Here is a 24764-nt window from a genome sequence, read left to right as displayed (position 1 = left end):
GCACAGGGCCCCGGCCTTCGTTCGTCGCTGCTCGTCCGCCGGGCGGCTACGGGGCCAGGACCTGGCCCAGCCGCGCGCCCGCCGCCGTACCCAGCTGGGTCACGCCGTAGTACGCCGACTTGGCGACGGAGACGCCCGAGGCCGTGCTCGGCAGGAAGAGCAGGGTGCCGTTGCCCGCGTCCTCGCCCTCGGCGCCGATGAGCAGGTGGGCGCGGCCGTGGCCGGAGAAGTCCGTCAGTGAGACGGACGAACCCAGCATGTCGTCCTTCTCCGTGGACCCGGCGATACCCGCCGTGTCCTGGGAGAACGAGAGCGAGCCGGTGCCGGTGAGACCGGACGAGATGCCCTTGAGGAGCCAGATCGCGCCCGCGTTGGACCGGTTGCTGGTGCGGGTGATGTCCTCGTTCGGGGCGCCGGTGAGGACGTCCGCGAAGCCGTCGGCGTCCACGTCGCCCACGGAGACGGACCAGCCCATGGCGTCGCCCGACTCGGCGGCGCCCTCCACCCCGGCGGTGCCCTGGTGGATCGTCGTCATCCCGGTGGTGGTGAAACCGGTGGACGTGCCCGGGACCATCGTGACCTGGCCGCCGACCTTGGCGCCGGACTCGGCGGTGTACGGCTGGCCGATGACGATGTCGTCGTAGCCGTTGCCGTTCACGTCGCCCGCGGCGATGGAGCGGCCGCCCTTGATGCTCAGCGTGGACACCTTCACCAGGCCCAGCGACCTGGAGCCCTTGAACCAGGTGACCTTGCCGGCGCCGGACGCGTCGCGGTAGTTGAGCGCCACGTCCGCGTAGCCGTCCCGGTTGAAGTCGCCGGACGCGGCGTCCGCGTACGCGAGGGCGCCGTCGGCGGTGGTGAGGTCGCCGGCGACCTCGTGGCCGTCGTTGAAGCGGGCCGCCCAGTTGCCGCCCGTTCCGGTGGCCGCCGTGAAGACGTCCGCCTTGCCGTCGGCGTTGAAGTCGCCGACCGCCACCGTCGAGCCGAACCGCGCGGCGGCCGGCTCGTAGTCGTCGCCCAGCGCCATGGTGTCGGCGCCGGTGTCGAACTTCGGGCCGTACAGGATCGTCACCGCGCCGCGGTCCGCGTGGCCGGTCGTGTCGTCCTCGCCGGGGGCGCCGATCGCGATGTCCGCGAAGCCGTCGGCGTTGATGTCGCCCCAGGCCGTGGCCGCGCCCCACTGGTCGCCCGACTCGGCGGCGCCCGGGACCTCGGCGCTGCCCTGGTTGAGCTTCACCTTGGCGGCGGAGACGGGGCCATCCAGGCCGCCGGGCACGAGCGTGAGCCAGCCGCTGCCCTGCTTGGCCGTGGCGGCGATGACATCACCGATGCCGTCACCGTTGAAGTCGGCCGTCGGGACCGCGGCGTTCCTGCCGGGGCCGGACGCGTACCGGCGGACCTCGCCCAGCTTCGCGTACAGGTTCTTGCCGGGGCACAGGGTGGCGAAGCCGTCGCGGTGGCCGGAGACGGTGTTCAGCGTGGCCTGTTCGCCCGCCTTCCACACGCCGGTGTCGGCCGCGGCGGTCAGGGTGACCTGGCCGCTCGGATTGCCGCCGTACTGGCCGAGCTTCCACGCGGCGACGCGCGCCACGGACTCCAGAGCCGCACGGGACGGCTTGCCCGCGGGCTTCACCGGAGTGGTCGCGGTCGCGGCGGCACCCTCGAAGTCACCGAGGACGGCGATGCCCGCCGAGTCGCCGTTGAAGCCGTACGTGTGGGCGCCGCGCACCGGCAGGTCGCTGCCGCCCGCGCGGCCCTCGAAGACCCGGCCGCACTTGTCGACCAGGAAGTTGTAGCCGAGGTCGTTCCACTTCTCGGCCTCCACGTGGAAGGCCATGATGCCGCGGACCAGCGCCGGGGACTCGGCGCAGCTGTAGTCGTTCGTGCCGACGGTGTGGTGGACGAAGACCGCGCTGACCTTCTCGATGTACTCCACCGGGTCCTTGACCATCGACTCGTCGGCACCCCACTGGGCGCGCGGGACGATCAACGGCTGCGTCACGGTGGACGGCGGCGGGGACGGGACCGGGTCGGGGGCCGGGGCACTCTCCGAGGTGCTCTCGGTGGGCGCCGCCCGGGTACCGCTCGTGGGCTCCGTGCTCGTCGACTCCGTGGGCGACGGGGAGCCGGAGGCCGGATCCGTCGCGGTCGGGGAGCCGGTCGGGTCCTCGGCGACGAAGGCGGCGTTGTCCAGGGAGGTGCCCGAGGACGTGCCCAGCGCCTTGTTCCTCGCCTCGGCCGCGGTCACGCCGGGATCCACGAGATTGACCTCAAGTCCCTTGGGCAGACCGGAACTCGCCGACCCGTCGGCGGCCACGACACGCGCCTCGACGCCGTCGCTCGGGCCGACCCAGAGCGGATCGGACGCGCCACGCGCCTCCTTGGCGCCCGGCTCCGCCTTGTCGACGGGGTGCAGTTCCAGATCCAGGTTCTGCCAGCCGGTCCAGTCGCCCGTGTCGAGGCTGCGGGTCCGTACCTGGGCGGTGCCGTCGAGCTCGGTCCTCGCACCGGTCCAGGAGATGCCGAGCAGCGAGAACTGCTCGGTGCTCGTCCGCTCCACCTCGCGCCGGTCCGCGCCGTCGCTCCGCATCGCGAGCTCGTGCACCTTCACGGGCCGCTTGCTGCGCGCGGCGTCCACCGACGGGTCGGCGCTCGGGTTCGCGACGGCGTACGTCACGGCACCCGCCCCGCCCAGCACCACGGCCCCAATCGTCAGCCACGCTCTCCGCTTCATACTCAGCGGCTTGTACGCATGGGTCGTCCGGCGACTCAAATACCCCACCCCTAGAAAAGCCTCATAAAAAAACCCACCCGTCACAGGGGTGGCTGTTTAATTCAGCGCTAATTCCTGACTAAACATCACCCAACAGTGGTGTGGGGTACGTCACTTAAGGATGCACAAGACGCTTGAAGGGAGGGGATGGTTGTACGGGTTCCGGCGATTTGCCATGTGACCCTTGTCACTGCGGTGGCGTGTGACGTTCGGGGCGCCCGCCCCGCTTGGTGTTGCGGACCGGCCGTGGCTCTCGCGGCCCGGACGGGACCGAACAGGGGGCGCAAGCGGTGGAGAGGACGAGTGCGGAGCCGGAAGAGCGCACGCGCGCGGGCCGGAGACTGTCGGCCGACCTGAGGATGCGGCGGCACGCGGCGGAGTTCGTACGGGACGTCACGGCGCACAACCGGCTGCCGTTGGACTACTCCGTCGCGAGCCTGCGGGTGGTCGACTTCGTCATCGACGGACTGCGCAAGAGCGGCCGGGACCAGGCGGCCGTGGCCCATGTGCTGTTCGGGCTCGGGGTGTACGCCGGGGAGGTGCTGGTGCGGCGGGCCGGCGCCGAGTGGGTCGAGTTCGACCAGGGGCAGCGGGAGTTGTTCGGCCGGCCGGTGGGCGTACGGATGCCGGACGGGCGGCTGTGGAATCCGCTGGGCAAGGTCGTGAAGCGGTTCGAGCTGGGGGAGCGGGAGTCCCTGCGCACGTTCTATCTGCAGTTGCACGGGCGGGCGCGGGCCCAGGTTGCCGGAGCCGCGGGGGCGGACGGCGCGTCTGACGGGCTGTGACATTTCTGTGTCGCCCGACGCAGAGGGCCTTGAGGGTGCAGAGCACGGCGAGCCGTGACGCGTGGCGCGGACTCGGTACGAACTCGGTGCGAACGAGGACAGTGTTGGGTCAGGGAGGGGAATCCCGCCGCGGGCGGCCGTCCGACGGGGAACTGGGCGCGGCCGTCGCGCGGGCCCAGGAGGGCGACGAGGCCGCCTTCGCGGTCGCGTACCGGATCGTGCAGCCCGGACTGCTCGGGTATCTGCGAGGGCTGGTCGGGGACGACGCGGAGGACGTGGCGTCCGACGCGTGGCTGGAGATCGCCAGGGACCTCGGGCGGTTCCGCGGGGACGGGGCGGGGTTCCGCGGCTGGACCGCGACCATCGCCCGGCACCGGGCGCTCGATCACCTGCGGCGGCAGAAGGTGCGGCCGCGGGCGTCCGCGCTCGAACAGGACCTGCACGACCTGCCCGGCCCCCACAGCACGCACGACCAGGCCCTGGAGTCCCTCGGCACGCAGCACGCCCTCGACCTGGTCGCGCGACTGCCGCGCGACCAGGCCGAGGCCGTGCTGCTGCGGGTCGTCGTCGGCCTCGACGGACCCACGGCCGCCCGTGTCCTCGGCAAGCGTCCCGGCGCGGTGCGCACCGCCGCGCACCGGGGCCTGAAGCGTCTTGCCCGTCGGCTCGGCGCCGAGGGTGTGACGGATGACGGCCCCCGGACGCTGGGGGAGTCGGGATGATCGGCAGGCGGCTCCTGGGCGGCGAGGGTGGAACGGGACATGGGTGAACGAGAGGGCGGCGACGCCCGCCCGGACCGCCGCGCCCCGCACTCCGGGCGGGCCGCCCCGGCCGGGGGCCCCGAAGCGGCCGCCGGGCCGGTCGCGGGCGGTGGATCCGAACAGCCGTGGGGCCAGGGCGTGTTTCCCGCCACCGCCGGGAGCGGTGCGGCGGACCCCGCCGAGGAGCGTGCCCTCGCCGCGTTTCGGGCGGCGCGCGACGCGGGGGCGCACGGGGCGGCACGCACCCGGCGCCGGGACGACTGGCGCCCCCACGCCGAGCGGCGGCACGGGTGGTCGGTGCGGACGACGCTGGTCGCGCTGGCGGCGAGCGTCACGCTCGGCGGGGTGGCGGTCGCGGGCATCGGCTCGGGCGGAGCGTCGCGCGACGTGGGGGAGGAACGGGGCGGGCCCGTACCGGTGAGCAGCACTCCCGCCGACGCCGGCACGGGTGCGGGCCCCGGCAGGGCCTCGCCCGGTCCGTCCGGGTCCGCGCGGGCCGGCGGCTCCGGCGGTGCGGACGACTCATCCGGCCGTCCCTCCGCCGCCGGGGACGCCGAGGCGCACTGCCGCGCGTACGACTCCGTCAGGAAGCGGGGCAAGGCCCTCGACTCGACCGCCTGGCAGCGTCTGGTCAAGGCCGCGGGCGGTGAGGGGAACGTCGAGGCGTACTGCGCGGGCCGGCAGGCCGGGGCGAACGGTGAGAAGGGCGCCGGCAAGGTGAAGCCGGGCAAATCTGCGGGAACGGACAAAACCCCTGGTAAGGGTGCCACCAAGAGTGCGAAAGCCGTGGAGAGTGCAAAGCCCGCGAAGACCCCGAAGGCCAAGAAGGGCTGAGGAGTCGGGAGGGCCGATCACGCCGATGGCAACGACCGGGGCCGCCACCCCCCACAGGAGAGGCCCCGGCCGTCGCGCGGCACGGGCCGCGCGGCGGCCCGTACTTTCCTCAGCGTCGGCGGTGCGTTTTGTGTCACACCCAGGGCCGGGACGAGTTGGTTGCATGTTGTACGGACATGGACGCGCCCCGGTTTCAAGCCGTAACGTGCATTTCGCGCCGGATGCGGGGCAGGACCGCAACCATCAACGAGAAACCACGACAGCGAGAAACCGGTCCGCGAGAGCGGCACCGGCCGGGCACAAAAAGGGGCGCGGTGCTGGGGGACGACGCGGAGCTGACCGCCGCGGTGCTTGCCGCACAGTACGGGGACGAGACCGCGTTCCGGACTGTGTACCGAGCCGTGCACCCACGGCTCCTGGGATACGTACGGACGCTGGTCGGTGAACCGGACGCCGAGGACGTGACGTCCGAGGCCTGGCTGCAGATAGCCCGGGACCTCGAACGGTTCAGCGGGGACGCCGACCGCTTCCGCGGCTGGGCGGCCCGGATAGCCCGCAACCGCGCCCTCGACCACATACGCATGCGCGGGCGCCGCCCCGCGACGGGCGGCGACGAGACCGAGCTCACCGGCAGGGCCGCCGAGTCCGACACCGCGGGCGAGGCCATCGAGGCCCTCGCCACGGACAGCACCCTCTCCCTCATCGCCCAGCTCCCGCAGGACCAGGCGGAGGCCGTCGTGCTGCGTGTCGTCGTCGGCCTCGACGCGAAGACCGCCGCGGACACCCTCGGCAAACGGCCGGGCGCCGTCCGCACGGCGGCGCACCGCGGTCTGAAACGGCTCGCGGAGCTGATCGGCCCGGATCCGGAATCCGCCGGCTCCCTGAGCTCGGTACCCCCGCAGAGACCCCCGCACGCGCAACCGCGTACCCGCGCGGTGACGTCCGCCGGTGTGACGCATACGCGTATCCGGACGCAGAAGGACATGTGATGTCCGACGAGCGCTGCGTCTTCCCGGGGGACGACACCCGGCCCCCCGGCCGGTGGCTGGACCGCGACAAGGCGGAACGACTGCTGCGCGGAGAGCCCGTCGAAGCCGCCGACGCCGCCACCCGCGCCCAGGCCGACCGCCTCGCGCAGGCCCTCGGCACCCTGAGCGCGATGCCCGCCGTGACCGCGCCGACCAGCACCGAACTGCCGGGCGAGGCCGCCGCGTTGGCCGCCTTCCGGAAGGCCCGCACCGGAACGAACGGTTCGCAGGCGAGCCTCGGGCCACCCGTCCGCACGCGCTCCTCGGCACCCTTCCCGCCCCCGGGCGCCTCCTCGGACGCGGGCCTCATCCACCTCGGCCGCCCCGCGCCGGAGCGCCGCGCCCCCTCCTTCTGGGGACGCCCGGTGCGCTACGGCCTCGCCGCCGCGCTGGCCGCCGGGATGATCGGCGGAGTCGCGATGGCCGCCACCGCCGGTGTTCTGGCCTTCGGCGACGGTGAACCGGAACCCGGTGCCTCCCCGACGGTTTCCGTCACCCCGGACCGCCCGCTCCAGTCGCCGCCACCCGACAGGCCCCGGGACGTCCCGCGGCCCGAAGGCAGCGCCGGCGCCCCGGCCGACGGGAACACCGCCCCGCGCGGCGACTCACGCGGGGACAAGGACACGGGCGCGCAGCCCGGCTCCGGCGACGGCCGGCGCGAGAGCCGCCGGGCCCAGCACTGGGCCGCGATCGTGTCGGCCTGCCGGGACGACCTCGACGGCAAGAACCTCGACGCGGAGCGCAGACGCAGCCTGGAGGACGCGGCGCACGGCGCCGAGCAGGTCAAGAGGTACTGCAAGAACCTCCTGCAGAACTGGAGTCGCCGCCAATCCGGCGACTGGGGCGACCCCCGGGCCGGGCACGGCGATCCGGGCAGGGACCACAGCGGCAGGGGCGACGGGCACGGCGATGACGGCGGCGGTGGCCGCGGAGGCAACGACGGCGGCGGTGGCCGCGGTGACGGTGACGGCAGCGACCGCGGCCACACCGGCTCACGCACGCTCCGGGGCGACGGGGCCAGGACCCACCGGGACGACGCGGCCGCCGGGCCCACGGCCTCCGCCTCCGCCCTGCCCTCGGTGCCGCAGGCCCCCGCACGCACCCCGGAACCGCACGTCAGCGCCCTGTCGTAACCTCCGGACCGGTCGGCCTCCGGGGGCGTCCGTGACATCGCCGGTGTGCCCGCGCGACCTCCGCCCCACCCGGTCCGCGTCGGCGGCCCGGCTGCCCCGCGACGGCTCCCAAGGCCCTCGTCGCGTGCCTGAACTGCGGATTCGCCCCGGAGCCCGGCCCCGGCCTCCCGGGTGTGACGTTTTCAGCCGCCCCGGCGCAGTAGTAAGCGAGCCGACTGGTCATCGGCTGTCGCACGAGCCGGGGGTTCCCCCCGTACTCACGGCTCTGTGCACAAGGCGCGGGCGGGACACGTTCCCCCGGTCCCGCCCGCGCCCGCACCCTTCCGGCCGCCGGGCCGTCACCAGTGGACGACGACCTTGTCGCCGTTCCTCACCTGCGCGAACAGCGACGCGATCTTCCCCTCGTCCCGTACGTTCACACATCCGTGCGAGGCCCCGTAGTAGCCCGTCGCGGCGAAGTCCGAGGAGTAGTGGACCGCCTGGCCGCCGCTGAAGAACATCGCGTACGGCATGGGCGAGTCGTAGAGCGTCGACACATGGTGCCGCGACTTGAAGTAGACGTTGAAGACACCTTCGCGGGTGGGTGTGGACCGTGAACCGAAGCGCACGTCCATCGTCGAGACGGTACGGCCGTCGATCATCCAGCGCAGGGTGCGGCTGGTCTTGCTGACGCACAGCACCCGGCCGGTCATGCAGCGAGGGTCGGGCTTCGCGGCCGGCTGGCCGCCGGACGCGTAGAGCTCCCATCTGCCCGGCTCGCGCGTCATCCGCAGCAGCCGCTGCCAGGTCACCGAGTCCGTCTTCCCGGTCCTCGGCAGGCCCCGCTTCCCCTGGAAGCCCTTCACCGCGGTGACCGTCGAGGCGTCGTACGTCCCCGTCGGTCCCTCGAACAGCCACTGGACCTGGCGCAGCCGGGCCTGCAGCTCCCGCACGTCCCTGCTCCGGTCGCCCCGCGACCACAGGACCGTCGGCGCGGGCCGCTCAGCGGGCTTCTTCCGCGCGGGACTCCTCTCGGCCGGCTTCTTGCCGGCGGGCTCCGGGGGTTTCGCGTCGGCGGGGGAGCGGCCGGCCGGCGACGACGCCCCGCCCGGTGACCCGCTCGCCGACGGGTCGACGGTCTGGATGGTGCATCCGCTCACCGCGGCCAGCGCCGCCATCGCCGTCGCCGCCGCGACTGTTCTCCACATGCCTGGTGTACGCATCCGAACCCCCCGCTGCTCACCGAACCGGTTCTCGATGGGCCGTCGACGACGCCGGCGATGTGCCGTGGTGCCACCTGAGATGGTTCCCGCGCGTGCCTGGTTGCGAACTACGCGGCATTGTTGCGGGCGGGGCCCCGTCCACGCCGCGAGGAAGCTCCCCCGTGCGAGACTTCACCTCATGCTGGGCATAACCGACCTCCCCGCCTATCTCGTGGGGCTCGTGCTGATCGTGCTGCTGCCGGGGCCGAACTCGCTGTACGTGCTGTCCGTCGCCGCGCGGCGGGGGATCCGGACCGGATACCGGGCTTCCGCGGGGGTCTGGTGCGGTGACGCCGTGCTGATGACGCTGTCGGCGGCCGGTGTCGCCTCGCTGCTGCAGGCCAACGCCCTGCTGTTCGGGATAGTGAAGTACGCGGGAGCCGGTTATCTGGCCTGGCTGGCCTTCGGGATGCTGCGGACCGCCCGGGACATGTGGCGGAGCCGGCGGGAACCGGGCGGCACGGAGGAGGTCTCCTCGCCGGTCGCCGAGGAGCGGCCCTTCAGGCGGGCGCTCGTCATCAGTCTGTTCAACCCGAAGGCGATCCTGTTCTTCGTCGCCTTCTTCGTGCAGTTCGTGGACCCCGGGTACGCGTATCCGGCCCTGTCCTTCGTCGTGCTCGGTGCCTTCGCCCAGCTGGTGAGCTTCCTCTACCTCAGCGCGCTGATATTCGGCGGGACCCGACTGGCGGCGGCCTTCCGGCGGCGCAGGCGGCTCTCCGCGGGCGCCACCTCCGCCGCCGGCGCACTCTTCCTGGGTTTCGCCGTGAAGCTCTCGGTCTCCAGCTCCGCCTAGGCCCCGCTCCGGGCGAGGCCGCCGAGTCCCACGAGTGCCGCGTACTCCGCCAGCCCGTGTGTGGTCCGGCCCGCCCAGCCCACGTGACCGTCGGGGCGGACGAGGAACACCCCGGTGCCGTACGCCTCGTACGCGGGGATGCGGACCGTTCGGGCGCCGGGGAGGTCCGGCACACCGGTGTCCGTGCCGACGGTGAGCAGTGTCCAGTGCGGGCCGCGGAAGGCGTCGAAGAGGCGTACTTGGGCGCGGATGCCGTCCGGTGCCCGGTCGCCCGCCTGGAGGGCGCCCTCCGGCAGGTCCGTGCGGGTCTCCACCGCGAGCGCGGAGCCCCGGTAGCCGAGGCCGAGCTGCTGGGTGGCCGCGCCGCGCCGGACCTCGCCGCGGTGGACGCCGGTGGAGAGGCCGAGCATCCGCGCGGCGACGGGCAGCCGCTCCTCCTCGTACGAGTCGAGGAGGGCGGCCGGGGCGCCCTCGCGCAGTACGGCCGCGAGCTTCCAGCCCAGGTTGTAGGCGTCCTGGACACTGGTGTTGAGGCCCTGGCCGCCCGCGGGCGAGTGGACGTGGGCCGCGTCGCCCGCCAGGAAGACCCGGCCCTCCCGGAAACGGCCCGCCATCGCGGCACGCGGCCGGAAGCCGGACGCCCAGCGGACCTCGGTCACGTCGTCAGGGGCGAGATGCGTCCGGGTGGCGACCAGCTTGCGGATGCCGTCGAGGGACGGATCCGGCTCGGTGTCCGGATCCGTGAAGTTGCCCACCAGCTGGAAGTCCTGCGTGTGCGGCAGCGGGCAGATCGCCAGGAATCCCTCGCCGTCGGCGGGCGGGAAGACGTGCCAGTTGTCGCGGTCGAGCCCGGTCACCCGGATGTCCGCGACCAGGGTCGGAGCCGGGTCCACGGTCTCGCCGGTCATCGCGATGCCCAGGGCCCGCCGCACGGCCGAGCGGCCGCCGTCCGCGGCGACGGCCCAGCGGGCGCGCACCGGGGCGCCGGAGCCGAAGCGGGCCGTCACACCGTCGGTGTCCTGGTCGACGCCGACCAGCTCCCGGCCGAAGGTGACGCTCCCGCCCAGCTCCGCCAGGCGCGCGGCCAGGATCGACTGCGTCCGCCACTGCGGCACCATCCACGGGCCGCCCGCGTACGGTTCGGCCTCCGTCGCCTCCGTCCGGTCGAACATGCGGTGCTCGCCCTGGCGCCGCCCGTCCTGCCAGACCATTCCGACGGGGTACACGCCGCCCGCCGCCCGTACCGCTTCCAGTACGCCGAGGTCGTCGAAGACCTCCATCGTGCGCGGCTGGATCCCCTTGCCCCGCGAGCCGGGGAAGAGCGCGGCGGACCGCTCCACGACGAGTGCGCGCACCCCGCGCCGGGCGAGGTCGAGGGCGAGCGCGAGCCCGGTGGGCCCCGCACCCACGATCAGGACGTCGGTCGTCGTGGCGTCCGGAACGCCATCCATTTCCTTAACGTCGTTAAGTTTCATGCGCCGAGGGTCCCCTTAACAACGTTAAGCTGTCAAGGGGCAGTCGCCGGATAGGGTGCGACCGTGGCTGTGGGAAAGATCGACCGAGCGCTGGTGGCCGACACGGCGCTGCGTCTGCTGAACGAGACCGGCCTCGACGGCCTCAGCCTGCGAGCCATCGCCAAGGAGCTGGACGTCAAGGCGCCCGCCCTGTACTGGCACTTCAAGGACAAACAGGCGCTGCTGGACGAGATGGCGACAGAGATGTACCGCAGGATGGTCGCCGCTGTCCCGATCGCCCCGGACACCCCGTGGCGCGAGCGGCTCCTGACGGCCAACCGAGGCCTGCGCGCGGCACTCCTGAGCTACCGCGACGGCGCCAGGGTCTTCAGCGGCTCCCGCTTCACCGGCACCGAGCACGCCGTCCAGATGGAGGAGAACCTGCGCGCCTTCCTGGCCGCCGGGTTCACCCTCCGGCAGGCGGTGCGCGCCACCACCACCGCGTATCTGTTCACGCTCGGCTTCGTCACCGAGGAGCAGGGCGTGCATCCCCTGCCGGGGGAGCGCCGTGAGGGGTACGACCTGTCCGAACGTGCCGAACTGCTCGCCGGGTTCCCCCTGTCGGCGGCCGCGGGCGCGGAGATCTTCGAGGGCTACGACGAGCGGTTCGAGGAAGGGCTCATGCTGGTGCTCACCGGAATCGAGGCACGCTGTGGAATCACCTGAGACGCGGCCGCCGGCGGCCGGGGAACCGACGGGGCGGGAACCCTCCGCCGAGGCGCCCGCCGGACGGACCGAGCCGCTCGCCGACTTCGTGCCCGACCCGGCCGCCCGCGCGGAACTCGCCCGCCGGATGTCCGAGCTCGCCGACCTCATCGACGAGGCCGGCGACGCGCTCGGCGAGATCCTGGAGGACGTTCAGCGCGGTTTCGACAGCGCCGAGCGCAGCCGCGGGGTGAAGCGGTCCTCGACATAGCGGTTCAGCAGCCAGGCCAGGACCAGCATCGTCAGGACCGTCAGCGGCATCGTCACGTACGAGGGGATGCCCAGGCCCTGGTGGTAGGCCCTGATGGCGACCCAGCCCAGATGCTCGTGGACCAGGTAGAAGGGGTACGTCAGCGCGCCGGCCACCGTCAGCCACCGCCAGTTCACGCGGTTCAGCAGGCCCAGCGCGATCGCGGCGACCGCCACGAAGCCGAGGGTGACGACGAGGATGATGCCGGCCGAGCTCCGGTTCGAGAAGAACTGCGGGTCGGGCGGGTGCCACAGCTGCGCCACCGCGTAGTGCTGCCCGATCAGCCAGCTGACGCCCACGATGCCCCACGCGTACGCGTCCCGCCGGTCGCGGTGGACCAGGTAGAGACCGATGCCGCCGATGAAGAACGGCGCGTACTCGGGCATCAGGACCAGGTCGAGCAGCGGCTCCCGCGCCTCCTGGGCGATCACCGCGGCGAGCGTCCAGCCCGCGCAGAACAGGATCACGCGCTGCCGCGTCGCGCCCGGCAGGACCACACAGAGCGCGAACAGCGCGTAGAAGCGGACCTCCGCCCACAGCGTCCAGCAGACCCCCAGCACCCGGTCGGCGCCCAGCGGTTGCTGCATGAGCGTCAGGTTCACCAGCGCGTCACTGGGCGACACGGCCTCGTACACGACCACGGGCAGCGCGAAGACGGCCGTGACGAGGACGACCGCCGCCCAGTACGACGGCAGCAGCCGCGAGGCCCGCGAGGCGAAGAACGAACGCAGGCTCCGCCCCCAGCCGCTCATGCAGATCACGAAGCCGCTGATCACGAAGAAGATCTGCACGCCCAGACAGCCGTACGCGAACCACGTGTGCAGCGTGGGGAACTGGATCTGCGGCGAGGAACCCCAGGCCCGGCTCACCTCGCCGTCCCGGCCGCCGTAGTGGTACACGGCGACCATCAGCGCGGCGATCAGCCGCAGCCCGTCGAGCGCGCGCAGCCGCGGCGCGCGCTTCTGGGGAAGTATCCGAGGGGGGACGGGGGGCAGGGTGCCCGCCTCGGCGGTGGACGCCGGAGCGGGCGCCGATTCGACGAAACTCATCCCAGGGTGGCCCTCTTCAGGGAACGGGCGCGTTTGGCCACACGCCGTACGGTCGCGTTGCGCGGGATGAACGCCAGCTGGGCCGGCACCGCCCCGGGCAGCCCCAGCGAGGTGAGCCGCCGTCGCTTGAAGTAGCGCCAGGTGTGGGTGTCCAGACGCCGCGTCAGATAGTGCTCGGCGTCGGACCGCGCGTCCGGGTAGATCTTGGACTGCATGGCGTAGCCCACGGCCCGTACCAGCTCGGACAGTTCGTCCGGGCCCATGCTCCGGCGCTGCTCGGTGACCGCCGCGCGGTCCGTCAGCTCCGGCAGCAGGGCGTCCACGATCGTGACCGGGACGCGGTTGCTGTTCTCGTACGGCGTGAGGCGTTCCAGGAGCGGCCCGGTGCCGATGCGGGCGACGGGCAGGCCGTACAGCGCGGAGGCGGTGAGCAGCGCGGTCGAGAAGCAGCCGACGACCAGCGCGGGACGCATCCGCTGGTAGAGCACCTCGGCGAGGACGGGGGTGTCGAGCACCGTGAGGTCGGCGCCGATCCGCTCGGCCTCCTTCTCCAGGGCGCGCGACCAGCGGGCCGGTGCGCTGGGGTGCGGTTTGAACACCACCCGCTCGTGCCCGAGTTCGACGGCGCCCCTGAGCATCCGTACGTGGAGGTCCTCCTCCTCCTCGGCGGTGAGGATGCCGAGGGCGGAGAGGTACTGGCCGAGCAGCAGGGCCGGTTCGTCGATCGCGGGCAACTCGTCACCGGTGTCGACGAGTTCGGTGAGCACCTTCGAGAAGGCGTCGGTCGGAACGAGCTCCGGCCGCACCCCGAACTCGGTGAGCAGCAGCGGTGTCAGCCCCGGAACCAGGTCGAGGTGGAGGAGACGGTCGATGCGTGTGCCGACCAGCGGGTCGATCTTGCTGCGGGTGGGGCCGTAGCTCATCAGGCCGTCCGCGTAGACGGTGACGGGCGCGCCCGTGAAGATCTGTGCGACGCCGAGCGCCGGATTGACCTGGATCGACTCGACGACCAGCTCGACGTCGTCGTCGCCGAGACCCCAGGCGAGCCGCAGATGCCGCTCCCACAGCGGCACGTCGTCGGGCCGCGGGGCCCAACCGCCCGGGTGGAAGGGGGAGATGGTCTCGTTCCACGAGATCACGTCGTCGAACCGGCCGCGCAGCTGCCCGAACCCGGGCATCTCGTCGACCCCGGGTGTCGTCTCGGGCGTCGCCGAGTTGTTGGACACGAGGAGCACGCGCCGGTCCGCGGGACGGAAGCAGTCGGCGTCGACGGCCGCGGCGAGCGTCGCCGTGCCGTACAGCGTCGACGCCATGAAGATCCGGGTCGTCACGCGGTCACCCCCGCGGCCGCCGGACGGCGGCGCAGCCGGCGCAGCCGCGTCGCGCGCTGTATGTCCATGGAGTCGAGGGCGTCGTCGAGGACATCCTGCGGCATACGCCGCAATGCGACGGCACTCATCGATTTCAGTTTCCGTGCCACAGGTGGCTCGAACCTTTCGATGGATCCCAGATGATGGGAAATAATCGCACAGTAGGTCCGGACGGCTTTCGGCAGGAGTTTATCCGCATCCCGGTCCTGCGCCGTTTCCCTTACCACCTGGTCGAACGCGCGAATGAAATCCAGTTGCCGTACGTCACCGATCTGCGTCAGTGAGGAGGCGACACCGCGCCGGTAGAACACACCGAGCAGTCCCACCGCGGCGAACGATTCCGCCTCCCGGTGCAGCCTCCAGATCCACGGCCGGTCCTCGGCCGTGCGCAGCCCGTCGGTGAAGTGCAGCAGGCCCCGGTCGGCCAGCCGGCGGTGGTAGATGCCCGCCCACGCGTACGCGTAGTCGACGGACGTGGAGCGGTCGGCGGGCAGGATCGCCTCGCGCGGATCCAGTACGACGCCGCGCCTGCCGTGCGGGACACGGTGGACGGTGCGGGCCCGCGCGGTGCACTGGACATGGTCCGTGCGGACGAAGTCGCACCCCAGGTCCTCGATGGAGGCGAGGAGTTGCTCGTAGTACCCGGGGGCGAGCCAGTCGTCCCCGTCGAGGAACGTGAGGTACTCGCCACGCGCCGCGTCGATGCCCGTGTTGCGCGCGGTGGCCAGCCCTCCGTTCTTCTCGTGTCTGACATGCACCGCACCCGGGAGCTCGCGCTCCGCGCGCGCGAGGATGTCCGGCGTCTCGTCGCGGGAGCAGTCGTCGACGAGAATGAATTCGAAGTCGTCGCGTGCGTTCGCACGCAGACTCTTCAGGGTGTCGGGCGCATATTGCTGCACGTTGTAGAACGGCACGATGACGGAGAGCTTGACCACCCACGTGACGTTAGGCGGCGGCCCGGCATTCGTCTTGACCCCCGGTGAGATGCCAGGTGAACGACGCGTGGCGGAATGGTGAACCAGGCCTTTTGGCAAGCCGATCCGGGGCCGATTCGCCATTCGGCGACGTGCTGTTAACCCTTTGTTGCTTTCAGGTTGGGCCGGGGATCGAAATGGCTTCCTAGCGTCTTGGGTGTGCCAGCAAGTACCAAGAAGTCCCTGCGAGTGGCCGTCCTCGCCGATTCCGACACACGGTGGAAATGGGGCGCGCTCACCGCGAACCGTATCGCACCGGCCGATTCGGACATCAGGCTCGACGGCTACCTCCTGCGGGGCCGTGCGACCCCCACCGCCCGCCAGCTCGAAGAGGTCGGCGTCCGCGCGGACTCCCTGCGGGAGGTCACCGCCGCGGAGTTCCTGCGGGAGATGTCCCGCGCACGGTCCTCGTACGACGTCGTCGTGCTCTCCCTCGTCGGAGGCGGCGTCCAGGCGATGCTGCACGGGCTCTCCCACCAGTGGCGGGAGCGGCCCGCGACGGGCGGCGCGAAGCGGCCCGTGGTCGTCACCGGCTATGTCGGCGTCGTCTACGAGAAGCTCGCCGACGGGCTGCTGCTGCGGCACGGCGCGGACCTCGTCCTCGCCAACTCCCGCCAGGACGCGGACCGTTTCACCGCCGTGTACGAGGGAGTGGGCGCCGACGCCTCCTCGGTGACCGAGGTCGCGCTGCCGTTCCTCGGCGGCGACCCGTACGAGAAGCACGACCCGTCTGCGAAGCAAGGGCGCAGGCCCTACACGGTCGTCTTCGCCGCGCAGCCCTCCGTGCCGGAGAGCCGCAAGGACCGTACGTACCTGCTGAACCGGCTCGTGCAGCACGCCAGGCTGCACCCGGACCGCGAGGTCCTGCTGAAGCTCCGCTCCAAGCCGGGCGAGCACACCACGCACATCGAGGAGCAGCCCTACCAGCGCCTCGCGGAGCGGATCCCGGGCGGCCCGCCCGCCAACTTCCGCCTCGTGTACGGGCACATGGGTGAGGTCCTCGACCGCACCGACCTGCTGGTCACCATCAGCTCCACGGCGGCCCTCGAGTCCCTGCACCGCCGGATCCCCACCGTCGTCCTCACCGACCTCGGTGTGCGCGAGTCGCTCGGCAACCACCACTTCGTGGGCTCGGGCTGCCTCGCCTCCTGGGACCAGCTCGACGCCGGGCACGGGCCCCGGCCCGACGAGGAGTGGGTGGCCCGGCAGGGCGTCGCCGCTGGGGGCACCTCCCGGACGGAGTCCGGGCAAGGCTCCTACGAGACGGCCTTCGACGCGGCGCGCGAGCGCATCGCCGACCTGCTCGGCCGGGACGAACTCCCCGGTCTCGCCCCCTACTACACGCCCGCCACCGCGCCCGGCTATCTGCCCGGCATCCTCGCCCGCCACCACCTCGCCCCGGACGGCAGCCCGCTGCCCGGCGCGCCCGACGCCGACCGGGAGCCGGGCCCGGTCCGGCAGATCGTGCGCCGGGCGGCGCGGGGCGCCTACCGGCACGGGGTGCAGCGGGTCGCACCCGTCATCCGGCGGATGGGGGAGCTGTGACGTTCCCCCGCGCCGGAGGTGCCGCCTCCGATGCCGTCCTGAACCCGCGGGTTCGTCGCGGCCCCTCGCGCCCACCCGGCGCAGCCGTCCGCGACACAGCCCCGCGCCCCTTCGGGGCACCACGACCGTCGATCAAGGAGCACAGGTAATGACCAAGTCCGAAGCGGGGCGGCTGAGGCCGGTGCCCCGTGTGCTCGCGGTGATTCCCGCGCGGGGCGGGTCCAAGGGCGTGCCCGCCAAGAACCTGCTCCCCGTCGGCGGCGTACCGCTGGTCGCCCGCGCGGTGCGCGAGTGCCGCGCGGCCCGGCTCGTCACGGACGTCGTGGTCTCCACCGACGACCAGGCCATCGCCGCCGCCGCCCGCGAGGCCGGCGCCGAGGTCGTCCTGCGGCCCGCCGCCATCGCAGGCGACACCGCCACCTCCGAGGCGGCCGTCCTGCACGCCATGGAGGTCCACGAGGCACGGCACGGCTCCACCGTCGACGCCGTACTCCTCGTGCAGTGCACCAGCCCGTTCATCGTCCGCGAGGACATCGACTCGGTGGCGGGCGCGGTCGTGGAGAACGGCGCGGACACCGCGCTGACCGTGGCGCCCTTCCACGGCTTCATCTGGCGGGACGCGGACGACGCCCCGGCCGCGGTCGACACCGGGCGCACCCGGTCCGTCGGCGGCCCCGTGGCCGTCGCCGACACCACGGCCACGGACGGCGGTTACGGGGTCAACCACGACAAGTCCTTCCGCCCCCGCCGCCAGGACCGCCCCCAGGACCTCCTGGAGACCGGCGCCGCCTACGCCATGGACGCGGCCGGCCTGCGCGAGCACAAGCACCGCTTCTTCGGCCGGACCGAACTCGTCCGCACCGACCCCGCGCGGGTCCTGGAGATCGACGACCCGCACGACCTCGCCCGCGCCCGGGCCCTCGCGCCGCTCTTCGACGCGAACCGGCCCGGCACCCTCCCGACCGCCGAGGACATCGACGCGGTCGTCCTCGACTTCGACGGCACCCAGACCGACGACAGGGTGCTGATCGACTCCGACGGAAAGGAGTTCGTCTCCGTGCACCGCGGGGACGGACTCGGCATCGCGGCCCTCCGCAGGAGCGGCCTGTCGATGCTGATCCTTTCCACGGAGCAGAACCCGGTCGTCGCCGCCCGCGCACGCAAGCTCAAGATCCCCGTGCTGCACGGCATCGACCGGAAAGACCTCGCGCTGAAGCAGTGGTGCGAGGAACAGGGCATCGCGCCCGAGCGCGTGCTCTACGTCGGCAACGACGTCAACGACCTCCCGTGCTTCGCCCTCGCCGGCTGGCCCGTGGCGGTCGCGAGCGCCCACGACGTCGTACGCGGCGCCGCACGCGCGGTCACCACCGTCCCCGGTGGCGACGGCGCGATCCGAGAGATCGCCAGCTGGATCCTCGGCCCCTCTCTCGACTCCCTCGACAAGTAAGGAACTTCCTCACCATGAGCACCAACTCCCGTCTGCGCACGTTCGGTTCGAAGACCGCCGGCCCGGGTCACCCCGTCTACGTCGTCGGTGAGATCGGCATCAACCACAACGGCGACCTCGAGAACGCGTTCAAGCTGATCGACGCGGCCGCCGAGGCCGGCTGCGACGCCGTGAAGTTCCAGAAGCGCACCCCGGAGATCTGCACCCCGCGCGACCAGTGGGACATCGAGCGCGACACCCCCTGGGGCCGTATGACCTACATCGACTACCGCCACCGCGTGGAGTTCGGCGAGGACGAGTACCGCCAGATCGACGAGTACTCCAAGAGCAAGAACATCGCCTGGTTCGCCTCCCCGTGGGACACCGAGGCCGTCGCCTTCCTGGAGAAGTTCGACGTCCCGGCCCACAAGGTCGCGTCCGCGTCCCTCACCGACGACGAGCTGCTGCGCGCGCTGCGCTCCACCCACCGCACGGTCATCCTCTCCACCGGCATGTCGACGCCGAAGCAGATCCGGCACGCCGTCGAGGTACTGGGCAGCGAGAACATCCTGCTGTGCCACGCCACCTCGACGTACCCGGCCAAGGCCGAGGAGCTCAACCTCCGCGTCATCAACACCCTCCAGGCCGAGTTCCCGAACGTCCCGATCGGCTACTCCGGCCACGAGACGGGCCTGCAGACCACGCTCGCCGCCGTCGCCCTCGGCGCCACCTTCGTCGAGCGCCACATCACCCTCGACCGCGCCATGTGGGGCTCCGACCAGGCCGCCTCGGTCGAGCCGCAGGGCCTGACCCGCCTCGTCCGCGACATCCGCACCATCGAGGCCTCCCTCGGCGACGGCGTCAAGAAGGTCTACGAGTCCGAGCTGGGCCCGATGAAGAAGCTGCGCCGCGTCTCGGGCGTCGTCGCCGAGGCCGAGATCGCGGCGGCCGCAGGCGAGCCGGTCGCGGTCTGAGCCACTCCCACCCCTTCCGAGTCCAGGGAAGCGACGGTCGTACGTCGATGAGTCCCCGCGCCGGGTCCACCGGCCCCCAGTCACCCGCCACCCTGGCTTTCGTCGAGAGCCCGGTGCAGCTCCTGAACGTCCTGGAGTGGGCGCACGCGCACGCCCTGAGGGCGGCCGCCCTCAGGATCACGGGCGAGACCCCCGGCCTCCCGGGCCCGGAACTGGGGGCCGGCAGGCCCGGCGGAACCGGCAGGTTCGGCCGGTCCGGAAAGCCGGGCGGGGCGGGCAGGTCCGGCAGGTCCGGCGGGGCCAGGCCCGGCGAGGCAGGGGCCGGGCTCACCCTCGTCGTCCTGTCGCCCACCGACCCGATGACCCGCGGCCAGCTCAGGCGCATGGCCGAGCTGGCCCGCGACGAGGGCTACGCGGTGCGGTGGGAGGAGGCGCGGGGCGGTGCGACCGCGCCCTTCCACACGGTCGGCGGGCTCGCGCCCCTGCTGCGGCGCGCGCGGCGCATCGTGATGGGTGACCCCTTCTCGCGGTACGTGCAGCTGCTGCTGAACATCACCGGTGCCCGCGATCTCGTCGTCGTGGACGACGGGACCGCGACCATGGAGTTCGTCGCCCAGCTCGCCCGGGGTGAACGGCTGGTGCGGTGGCACCGGCGCGGCGGGCGTCCGGGAGCCCGGGACCTGGTCTTCGCGCCGGTCTCGGCCCGGGCCCGTCGCCGGCTCACCCCCGGCACCGGACGGCGGGTGGAGGTCTTCTCCTCCATGCCGATCACCGAGAAGCCCGAGGGCGTCACCATCACGGCCAACGACTTCGCCTGGACCCGGGCCCGGTTCGGCCCTCCCCGCATCACGAAGGGCGCCGACCTGGTCGGGACGTCCCTGGTGGAGACAGGGGTGGTGGACCCCGACCGGTATCTCGAAGCGGTGCGGGGGCTGGCCGCCACCCACGGCGCCACCCGGTACTTCGCCCACCGCAGGGAGAGCCCGGAGAAACTGCACCGGCTGGCCGTCGAGACCGGCCTGGAGATCGTCCGGCCGGACCTCCCCCTCGAACTGATCGCCAGGCGGGGCCCCATCGGCCGTACGATCCTGAGCTTCCCGTCGACGGTCGTGCACACGCTTCCGCTCGCGCTGGCCGGTACCGAGGTCAAGGTCGCCGTCTGCGACATCGACCCGGCCTGGCTCACCGAGAGCGCCTCACCGCGCGCCCAGGGTTTCCTGTCGGGCGTCACGGGCTCGGCGCGCGATGTCCACCGCCTGTCGGCGGTCACGGCCACCTGAGGCCCGCCCGGACGGCCGCCGGTCTCTCTCCGTAGTGGTTCGCACCCGTTTCCGTACGGGTCCTGTCCGGCTGGTGAACAAGAACCGGCCGGGGGCCCGTATGCGTGGTATGCGTAGAGAGCCTGTTGCCGGGAATCCGGGAATGGGCGTCGTCATTCGGAGGTTTTCCCGGAAGCGACGCCGGATCCCGGTCCCGCCGGGCCCGGTTCAAGATCCAATAGCCCGGAAAGCCGGGCGAGCTTACCCATCCCAGTCAATATCTATGCGCCACGCGGCCAGGGTTTCTTCCTCAATCGGGTTGAAGTTTTGTTGATCGTGGGTCAGTTGGCCGTCGCGTCGCCCTACCCTTCAGAGGGTGAACCAACTGATGTCCCGAGAGTCCGAGGCCGATTCGCCCGGGGAAGCCGAGCTTCCCGGCGCACTGTCCGAGGCGCTGCGCGCCGAACTGGTCGCGTTCCGGCGTGACTTGCACATGCACCCGGAGCTGGGCAACCAGGAGTTCCGTACCACCGCCGCGATCAAGGAGCGCCTGGAGCGGGCCGGCCTGCGACCCCGCGTGCTCGACACGGGGACCGGGCTCATCTGCGACGTCGGCGTGCCGGACCCCGCGCTCCCGATGCTCGCGCTGCGTGCCGACATCGACGGACTGCCCATCCCGGACATGAAGGCCGAGTGCGCGTACCGGTCGACCGTGCCCGACCGGGCCCACGCCTGCGGACACGACGTGCACACCACCGTCGTGATGGGCGCCGGCCTCGTCCTCGCGGACCTCCATGCGAAGGGCCAGCTCCCGAGGGCCGTACGGCTGATCTTCCAGCCCGCGGAGGAAGTGCTTCCCGGCGGCGCTCCCGACGTCATCAAGTGCGGCGGGCTGGACGGCGTCGAGCGGATCGTCGGCGTCCACTGCGACCCGAGGGTCGACGCCGGGCGCGTCGGCCTCCGTCACGGGGCCATCACGTCCGCCTGTGACCGGCTGGAGGTCTCGTTGGACGGGCCCGGCGGGCACACCGCGCGGCCTCACCTCACCACCGACCTGGTCACCGCGGTCGCCCGGGTCGCCATCGACGTGCCGGCGGTCGTCGCCCGGCGGGTCGACGCGCGGTCGGGGCTCTCCGTGACCTGGGGACGCATCGAGTCGGGCCACGCCTGCAACGTGATCCCGCAGCACGCCGAGCTCTCCGGCACCGTGCGGTGCCTGGACCTCGCGTCCTGGCACGCGGCACCCGACCTGGTGCACGCGGCCATCGACGAGATCGCCACCCTCCACCGGGCCAAGTCCGTGATCAACTACGTGCGCGGGGTTCCGCCGGTCGTCAACGACCCGGACACGACCGACCTGCTGCGCGACGCGATGACCGCCCGGCGTGGCGACCGGTCCGTGGAGGGCACCGAGCAGAGCCTCGGCGGGGAGGACTTCTCCTGGTACCTGGAGCACGTGCCCGGCGCCATGGCGCGTCTCGGGGTGCGCACGCCGGGCGAGCGGACCGTCAGGGACCTGCACCAGGGTGATTTCGACGTCGACGAGTCGGCCATCGCGGTCGGCGTCGAGATGTTCACCGCCGCCGCCCTCCTGCAGGCGCGGAGCTGACGCGCGGCCACGGACGGTGACGAGAGGCCGATCGACTAGGGGTGCCCCGATGGGTACCCCTTCGTCCTCTTGTGTCACTCGCACGTAACCCGCGACGGGCGTTCGTAACCGGTCGTCGGCACGAATCGATAACGGCAGTGAGGAATGGCGTTCCCCTGGACGTCTACGCGCGTTACTGTGCGCCGCAGTCAGCGTCGGCAACGGCGCCGTTGGGGAATGTGTAAGGGGTGCTCTCTCATGCGTCGGATTTCTCGGAGAAACAGGCTTTCACAAGCCGCTGTCGCCGTCGCGGTCGTCGTCGTCGCGGCCGCCGGTTGCGGCGAGACCAGCAACGAATCGTCGGGCAGTGACACCGAATCCGGCTCCGGCTACAAGGGCAAGGGCATCGGCCTCGCCTACGACATCGGCGGCCAGGGCGACCAGTCCTTCAACGACGCCGCCTACGCCGGGTTCGAAAAGGCCCGGAAGGAATTCAAGATCGGCGGCAACGACATCGAGCCGAGCGACGGCGAGTCGGACGCCGACAAGGTGCAGCGCCTGACCCAGATGGCGAAGACCGGCTACAACCCCATCATCGGCGTCGGCTACATCTACGCCCCCGCGGTCAAGGAAGTCTCCGCCAAGTTCCCGGACATCACCTTCGCCGTCATCGACGACGCCCAGGTGCAGGCGAAGAACGTCGCCGACATGGTGTTCGCCGAGGAGCAGGCCTCCTACCTCGCCGGTGTCGCCGCGGCCAAGACCAGCAAGAAGAACCACGTCGGCTTCATCGGCGGCGTGGACATCCCGCTGATCCACAAGTTCGAGGCGGGCTTCGTCCAGGGCGCCCAGTCGGTCGACCCGAAGATCAAGATCGAGAAGCGGTACCTCACGGAGAAGCCCGAGGACGGCGGATTCGCCAACCCGAGCATGGGCAAGGAGGCCGCCAGCGGCCAGATCGAGTCCGGCGCCGACGTGATCTACCACGCCGCCGGTCTGTCGGGCCAGGGCGTCATCCAGGAGGCCGCGGCCGAGAAGGTCTGGGCGATCGGCGTCGACTCCGACCAGTACAAGCAGAAGCCGCTCGCCGCGTCCAAGGACTGGATCCTGGGCTCCGCCCTCAAGGACGTCGGTGGCGCCGTCTACGAGGTCACCAAGTCCGTCGTCGACGGGAAGCCGCTCTCGGGCGAGCACCGCGGCGACCTGAAGTCCGGCGGTGTGGGCTTCGCCGACTCCAACCCGAAGTACAAGGCCATGACCGAGGTCGTCGCGGCCGTCGACAAGGCCAAGGAAGACATCATCAGCGGCAAGGTCACCGTCAAGACCGAGTGACCGCCCGACACCTACTGGCCGGTTGACCCGTCGGTAGACACCTTCGCAGGTCGTACGCCCCTTGCCTCCAGCAAGGGGCGTTCGACGTTCCGTAGTCTGTGCGGCATCTGCGGCCACAGCTCGATAACGGACCGGACAGAAGGGGTTTTCCGTCTGGTCTACGCGCGTTACGCTGCGGCGGAACCAGCGCCTGGTATGGGCGCTTGCACAAAGGAGTCACGTTCCATGCGCCGGGTGTCCCGAATCGCTGTCGCGGGCGTTGCGACCGCTACCCTCACCGCCGCCCTCGCTGCTTGCGGCGGCACGTCCAACGACGCCGCGGACAGCGGCGACGGCAAGAGCAAGGGCATCGCCCTCGCGTACGACGTCGGCGGCAAGGGCGACCAGTCCTTCAACGACGCCGCGACCGCCGGCATGGACAAGGCCGCCGCGGAGTTCAAGTACGGCTCCAAGGCCGTCGAGCCGACCGACGGCGAGTCGGACGCCGACAAGGTGCAGCGCCTGGAGACGCTGGCCAAGGCCGGCTACAACCCGGTGATCGGCGTCGGCTACGCCTACGCGCCGGCTGTCGCCGAGGTCGCCGACAAGTTCCCGAAGACGACCTTCGGCATCGTCGACGACGAGACGATCAACAAGAAGAACGTGGCCGACATGGTCTTCCACGAGGAGCAGGCCTCCTACCTCGCGGGTGTCACCGCGGCCCTCACGACCAAGTCGAAGACCGTCGGCTTCGTCGGCGGTGTGGACATCCCGCTGATCCACAAGTTCGAGGCCGGCTACAAGCAGGGCGTCGCGGACACGAACCCGAAGGTCAAGGTCGTCTCGCAGTTCCTGACCGAGAAGGCCGAGGACGGCGGCTTCGCCAGCCCCGACAAGGGCAAGACCGCCGCCGAGGGCCAGATCGAGGACGGCGCCGACGTGGTCTACCACGCGGCGGGCCTGTCCGGTCAGGGCGTCATCGAGGCCGCCTCCGCCGCGAAGGTGTGGGCGATCGGCGTCGACTCCGACCAGTACAGCCAGGACGCCCTGAAGGCGTACAAGCAGTACATCCTCACCTCGGCCACCAAGGACGTCGCGGGCGCGGTCTACAACCTCGCCAAGTCGGTCCAGGACGGCAAGCCCGCGACCGGTGTCGTGCGCGCCTCCCTCAAGACCGGCGGCGTGGGCCTGGCGGACTCGAACCCCGAGTTCAAGGGCAACGCCAAGCTGCAGGAGGCCCTGAAGAAGGCCACCGAAGGCATCAACGACGGCACGATCAAGGTCAAGACCTCGTAGTAACCGTGGTCAATCAGGCGCTGTAATGGCAGCGTTACGGTCGCGAAAACGGGGTGCGGGAAGGATGGCCTTCTCGCGCCCCGTTCGCGCGGCGGATGATCCGGGTGTACCCGAAAATCAGGGACATGCCTGGAACACTCGACTCCGCAGTAGTT

Annotated in this window: 21 protein-coding genes; 15 read left to right on the top strand and 6 right to left on the bottom strand. The window is 71.8% G+C overall.

Going from position 1 to position 24764, the window contains the following annotated elements:
- Positions 1 to 46 precede the first annotated feature (46 nt).
- On the bottom strand, positions 47 to 2734 hold the full coding sequence (locus O1Q96_RS39810; RefSeq protein WP_269252740.1) for an FG-GAP-like repeat-containing protein: 2688 nt from the start codon (positions 2732 to 2734) through the stop codon (positions 47 to 49).
- 398 nt (positions 2735 to 3132) lie between these two features.
- Between O1Q96_RS39810 and O1Q96_RS39805 the strand changes: the two genes are divergently transcribed.
- The 5 genes from O1Q96_RS39805 (at position 3133) to O1Q96_RS39785 (ending at position 7314) form a co-directional block, all read left to right on the top strand.
- On the top strand, positions 3133 to 3558 hold the full coding sequence (locus O1Q96_RS39805) for a hypothetical protein (RefSeq protein ID WP_269253906.1): 426 nt from the start codon (positions 3133 to 3135) through the stop codon (positions 3556 to 3558).
- Between the two features lie 104 nt (positions 3559 to 3662).
- The gene (locus tag O1Q96_RS39800; RefSeq protein WP_269252739.1) at positions 3663 to 4280 is read left to right on the top strand and encodes an RNA polymerase sigma factor; all 618 of its coding nucleotides are present in this window, start codon (positions 3663 to 3665) and stop codon (positions 4278 to 4280) included.
- 39 nt (positions 4281 to 4319) lie between these two features.
- On the top strand, positions 4320 to 5153 hold the full coding sequence (locus O1Q96_RS39795) for a hypothetical protein (RefSeq protein WP_269252738.1): 834 nt from the start codon (positions 4320 to 4322) through the stop codon (positions 5151 to 5153).
- Positions 5154 to 5467: 314 nt separating this feature from the next.
- Positions 5468 to 6142, top strand: a complete 675-nt coding sequence (locus tag O1Q96_RS39790) for an RNA polymerase sigma factor (protein WP_269252737.1) — start codon at positions 5468 to 5470, stop codon at positions 6140 to 6142.
- Positions 6142 to 7314 (top strand): hypothetical protein, encoded by a 1173-nt coding sequence (locus O1Q96_RS39785; protein ID WP_269252736.1) that lies wholly within the window; start codon positions 6142 to 6144, stop codon positions 7312 to 7314. Before O1Q96_RS39790 ends, O1Q96_RS39785 begins: the two co-directional genes overlap by 1 nt.
- Positions 7315 to 7652: 338 nt before the next feature.
- On the opposite strand, the gene O1Q96_RS39780 is transcribed toward O1Q96_RS39785, so the two are convergent.
- Positions 7653 to 8516: a L,D-transpeptidase family protein gene (locus tag O1Q96_RS39780; protein ID WP_269252735.1), complete on the bottom strand. Its 864-nt coding sequence runs from the start codon at positions 8514 to 8516 to the stop codon at positions 7653 to 7655.
- A 178-nt stretch (positions 8517 to 8694) separates the two neighbouring features.
- Between O1Q96_RS39780 and leuE the strand changes: the two genes are divergently transcribed.
- Positions 8695 to 9348, top strand: a complete 654-nt coding sequence (gene leuE, locus O1Q96_RS39775; protein WP_269252734.1) for a leucine efflux protein LeuE — start codon at positions 8695 to 8697, stop codon at positions 9346 to 9348.
- Here the strand turns inward: leuE and O1Q96_RS39770 are convergent.
- Positions 9345 to 10799: an FAD-dependent oxidoreductase gene (locus O1Q96_RS39770; RefSeq protein ID WP_269252733.1), complete on the bottom strand. Its 1455-nt coding sequence runs from the start codon at positions 10797 to 10799 to the stop codon at positions 9345 to 9347. The genes leuE and O1Q96_RS39770 overlap by 4 nt on opposite strands.
- Before the next feature lie 87 nt (positions 10800 to 10886).
- On the opposite strand from O1Q96_RS39770, the gene O1Q96_RS39765 reads away from it, so the two are divergent.
- Both O1Q96_RS39765 and O1Q96_RS39760 read left to right on the top strand, forming a co-directional pair.
- Positions 10887 to 11528 (top strand): TetR/AcrR family transcriptional regulator C-terminal domain-containing protein, encoded by a 642-nt coding sequence (locus tag O1Q96_RS39765; protein ID WP_269252732.1) that lies wholly within the window; start codon positions 10887 to 10889, stop codon positions 11526 to 11528.
- Positions 11515 to 11778 carry a hypothetical protein gene (locus O1Q96_RS39760; protein ID WP_269252731.1) on the top strand — a complete coding sequence of 88 codons (264 nt, stop codon included), beginning with the start codon at positions 11515 to 11517 and terminating at the stop codon, positions 11776 to 11778. The genes O1Q96_RS39765 and O1Q96_RS39760 overlap by 14 nt, the downstream gene beginning before the upstream one ends.
- On the opposite strand, the gene O1Q96_RS39755 is transcribed toward O1Q96_RS39760, so the two are convergent.
- The 3 genes from O1Q96_RS39755 to O1Q96_RS39745 are packed head-to-tail and all read right to left on the bottom strand — an operon-like array spanning position 11721 to position 15171.
- Positions 11721 to 12866 carry an acyltransferase family protein gene (locus tag O1Q96_RS39755; protein ID WP_269252730.1) on the bottom strand — a complete coding sequence of 382 codons (1146 nt, stop codon included), beginning with the start codon at positions 12864 to 12866 and terminating at the stop codon, positions 11721 to 11723. The genes O1Q96_RS39760 and O1Q96_RS39755 overlap by 58 nt on opposite strands.
- A complete protein-coding gene (locus tag O1Q96_RS39750; protein ID WP_269252729.1) occupies positions 12863 to 14197 on the bottom strand; it encodes an alpha-2,8-polysialyltransferase family protein in 1335 nt (444 codons plus the stop codon). Before O1Q96_RS39750 ends, O1Q96_RS39755 begins: the two co-directional genes overlap by 4 nt.
- Complete coding sequence (locus O1Q96_RS39745) at positions 14194 to 15171, bottom strand: glycosyltransferase family 2 protein (protein ID WP_269252728.1); 978 nt, start codon at positions 15169 to 15171, stop codon at positions 14194 to 14196. The genes O1Q96_RS39750 and O1Q96_RS39745 overlap by 4 nt, the downstream gene beginning before the upstream one ends.
- Positions 15172 to 15369: 198 nt before the next feature.
- On the opposite strand from O1Q96_RS39745, the gene O1Q96_RS39740 reads away from it, so the two are divergent.
- The 7 genes from O1Q96_RS39740 to O1Q96_RS39710 all read left to right on the top strand — a co-directional run bounded on the left by O1Q96_RS39740 (position 15370) and on the right by O1Q96_RS39710 (position 24609).
- Positions 15370 to 16755, top strand: coding sequence for a DUF6716 putative glycosyltransferase (locus O1Q96_RS39740; protein ID WP_269252727.1), 1386 nt, complete (start codon positions 15370 to 15372; stop codon positions 16753 to 16755).
- Between the two features lie 148 nt (positions 16756 to 16903).
- On the top strand, positions 16904 to 18202 hold the full coding sequence (locus O1Q96_RS39735; RefSeq protein WP_269252726.1) for an N-acylneuraminate cytidylyltransferase: 1299 nt from the start codon (positions 16904 to 16906) through the stop codon (positions 18200 to 18202).
- Between the two features lie 14 nt (positions 18203 to 18216).
- Positions 18217 to 19155, top strand: a complete 939-nt coding sequence (locus O1Q96_RS39730; protein ID WP_269252725.1) for an N-acetylneuraminate synthase family protein — start codon at positions 18217 to 18219, stop codon at positions 19153 to 19155.
- Between the two features lie 47 nt (positions 19156 to 19202).
- Entirely contained in the window at positions 19203 to 20435 is a 1233-nt protein-coding gene (locus O1Q96_RS39725) for a hypothetical protein (RefSeq protein WP_269252724.1), read from the top strand.
- Positions 20436 to 20802: 367 nt separating this feature from the next.
- Positions 20803 to 22023, top strand: a complete 1221-nt coding sequence (locus tag O1Q96_RS39720; RefSeq protein WP_269252723.1) for an amidohydrolase — start codon at positions 20803 to 20805, stop codon at positions 22021 to 22023.
- A 237-nt stretch (positions 22024 to 22260) separates the two neighbouring features.
- The gene (locus O1Q96_RS39715; protein ID WP_269252722.1) at positions 22261 to 23334 is read left to right on the top strand and encodes a BMP family lipoprotein; all 1074 of its coding nucleotides are present in this window, start codon (positions 22261 to 22263) and stop codon (positions 23332 to 23334) included.
- Positions 23335 to 23559: 225 nt separating this feature from the next.
- Complete coding sequence (locus O1Q96_RS39710) at positions 23560 to 24609, top strand: BMP family lipoprotein (RefSeq protein ID WP_269252721.1); 1050 nt, start codon at positions 23560 to 23562, stop codon at positions 24607 to 24609.
- Positions 24610 to 24764: the final 155 nt, after the last annotated feature.

This window comes from Streptomyces aurantiacus (genome assembly GCF_027107535.1).
Lineage (GTDB): Bacteria > Actinomycetota > Actinomycetes > Streptomycetales > Streptomycetaceae > Streptomyces.
Note: the sequence above shows the minus strand (reverse complement) of the source record. Positions and strands in the feature narration are given on the sequence as shown.

Excerpts from the sequence above, each read along its gene's own strand:
- O1Q96_RS39780 (WP_269252735.1), bottom strand. The coding sequence starts at position 8,516 with ATGCGTACACCAGGCATGTGGAGAACAGTCGCGGCGGCGACGGCGATG.
- O1Q96_RS39715 (WP_269252722.1), top strand. The coding sequence starts at position 22,261 with ATGCGTCGGATTTCTCGGAGAAACAGGCTTTCACAAGCCGCTGTCGCC.
- O1Q96_RS39795 (WP_269252738.1), top strand. The coding sequence starts at position 4,320 with ATGGGTGAACGAGAGGGCGGCGACGCCCGCCCGGACCGCCGCGCCCCG.
- O1Q96_RS39730 (WP_269252725.1), top strand. The coding sequence starts at position 18,217 with ATGAGCACCAACTCCCGTCTGCGCACGTTCGGTTCGAAGACCGCCGGC.
- O1Q96_RS39785 (WP_269252736.1), top strand. The coding sequence starts at position 6,142 with ATGTCCGACGAGCGCTGCGTCTTCCCGGGGGACGACACCCGGCCCCCC.
- O1Q96_RS39720 (WP_269252723.1), top strand. The coding sequence starts at position 20,803 with ATGTCCCGAGAGTCCGAGGCCGATTCGCCCGGGGAAGCCGAGCTTCCC.
- O1Q96_RS39805 (WP_269253906.1), top strand. The coding sequence starts at position 3,133 with ATGCGGCGGCACGCGGCGGAGTTCGTACGGGACGTCACGGCGCACAAC.
- O1Q96_RS39725 (WP_269252724.1), top strand. The coding sequence starts at position 19,203 with ATGAGTCCCCGCGCCGGGTCCACCGGCCCCCAGTCACCCGCCACCCTG.
- O1Q96_RS39770 (WP_269252733.1), bottom strand. The coding sequence starts at position 10,799 with ATGGATGGCGTTCCGGACGCCACGACGACCGACGTCCTGATCGTGGGT.
- leuE (WP_269252734.1), top strand. The coding sequence starts at position 8,695 with ATGCTGGGCATAACCGACCTCCCCGCCTATCTCGTGGGGCTCGTGCTG.
- O1Q96_RS39710 (WP_269252721.1), top strand. The coding sequence starts at position 23,560 with ATGCGCCGGGTGTCCCGAATCGCTGTCGCGGGCGTTGCGACCGCTACC.
- O1Q96_RS39755 (WP_269252730.1), bottom strand. The coding sequence starts at position 12,866 with ATGAGTTTCGTCGAATCGGCGCCCGCTCCGGCGTCCACCGCCGAGGCG.
- O1Q96_RS39735 (WP_269252726.1), top strand. The coding sequence starts at position 16,904 with ATGACCAAGTCCGAAGCGGGGCGGCTGAGGCCGGTGCCCCGTGTGCTC.
- O1Q96_RS39810 (WP_269252740.1), bottom strand. The coding sequence starts at position 2,734 with ATGAAGCGGAGAGCGTGGCTGACGATTGGGGCCGTGGTGCTGGGCGGG.